Consider the following 1,701-nt stretch of genomic DNA (forward strand, 5'->3'; position numbering starts at 1 on the left):
AAGGGTAAGGCTACCGCCCGTACCGCTGCCCAGGATGCACTCGCGAAGGAGGCCGCCGCATGATTACTCCTATGAAGAAAGTGACGGTGCTGACGGTTGCAGGTGCGGTTGAAGAGACGCTCCAGGCGCTCCGTACGCTTGAAATTTTGCACCTCACGCCTTTGCAGGCGGCTGCAGGCGCTAAGCTGAACAAGGCCCGCGGCGAAATGAACCGCGTGCAGAAGGCCTTGGAAGTGGTGCCCGAGAAAGCCCCGAAGGGTGTGACTCCCGTGAAGGAAGCCGCTCCGGCCGCAAGCCTTATCGATGAAATCCAGAACCTGGTTGCCGAAAGCAAGCAGGCGGAAATTGACAAGGAACAGGCCGAAGAGGAACTCACTAAACTTTCCATGTTCAAGAACCTGAACCCCGCAACGGCTGCAGCCTTGCAGGCGAAGGGTATCTATGTCAAACTGTACCAGCTCCATGACGGTAAAATCCCGTTCGAACTCGATGGCGAAGGTGTTATCGAGGAATTCGGCCAGGATGAAAACGGCAAGTACGTGGCTGTCGTGAGCAGGGGAGAAGCCCCTGTCGCCGTGAAGGGTAACTTCACCGAACTCTCGATGCCGCCCAAATCCCTTGCCGAATACCGCGAAATGGAAGCGAAAGCCAAGGAAACGCTTGCCCGCGTCGAGAAACGCCTGGGTGAACTTTCGGGTGCGCGCGAATCTATCGAAGACAAGCTCCTCGAAGTGGGTGACGACTACCGCATGGTCGAAGCCGAAGCCTCGATGGTGGGCGACAAGAACGTCGCCGCCGTGCAGGGCTTCTGCCCCGCACCTCGCGTGGGCGAACTCGAGAAGGCCGCCCGCGAGCACGGCTGGGGCCTCCTGGTGGACGACCCCGCCGAAGACGACGATATCCCGACGCTGTTGACCTATAGCAAGCTCAGCCGTCCCATGCAGTTCCTGTACGACATCATCGGCATTTCGCCGGGGTACAAGGAAGTGGACGTGTCGGCCGTGTTCCTTTGCTTCTTCAGTATCTTCTTTGCGATGATTGTGGGCGACTCGGCTTACGGCCTGTTGTTCCTCGGTCTGGCTCTCTTTGCCCGCAAGAAAATGCCGAAGGCGAACCCTGCTGGTTTCCACTTTATCTACCTCATGAGCATCGCCACCATCGTGTGGGGTGTCATCAACGCAAGCTTCCTCGGTCTTTCTCCGGCGCTTGCGGGGTGGACGTATTACCTGGACATCACCAACTACGGCTGGTTGCCTGAACCGCTGAAGAACGCGATGCTCTGGATCCGCACTAGCGCACCGACTGACCCTGCGAAGTTTGAAGCCTACAAGGCCTTCGCCCAGTCGATTACGCTGCTGCCCGATAGCTTCGTGCCGAAGACGGCGGGTGCATCCCAGATGCAGCATATCCAGCTGTTCTGCTTCTGCATCGCCGTGGTCCACTTGAGTATCGCTCACGTGTGGAACGTCTGCGTGCGCATCAAGCGCAAGGACTCCACGTTCATGGCGCAGGTGGGCTGGCTTATCGGCTGCTGGGTGATGTTCTTCCTTGCGTGCCAGATGGTGCTCGGTATCGACATGCCGAAGTTCGTCATCCCGATGTTCATCGTGGAAGCCGTTCTCCTGGTGCTCTTTACCGTTCCGCCGAAGCGCCTCAAACAGGACTTCATCAGCATTCCGATGCTCGTGCTCGACGTGGTGA

General features: G+C 58.3%; 1 protein-coding gene. It reads left to right on the forward strand.

Translation table 11 applies throughout. From position 1 onward, the window contains the following. Nucleotides 1-59 precede the first annotated feature (59 nt). Nucleotides 60-1,701 (forward strand): ATPase (locus B2310_RS01195; RefSeq protein ID WP_290728089.1); only part of this gene is annotated, 1,642 nt, incomplete at its 3' end.

Origin of the sequence: Fibrobacter sp. UBA3629, assembly GCF_002374005.1 — a bacterium.
GTDB lineage: Bacteria > Fibrobacterota > Fibrobacteria > Fibrobacterales > Fibrobacteraceae > Fibrobacter.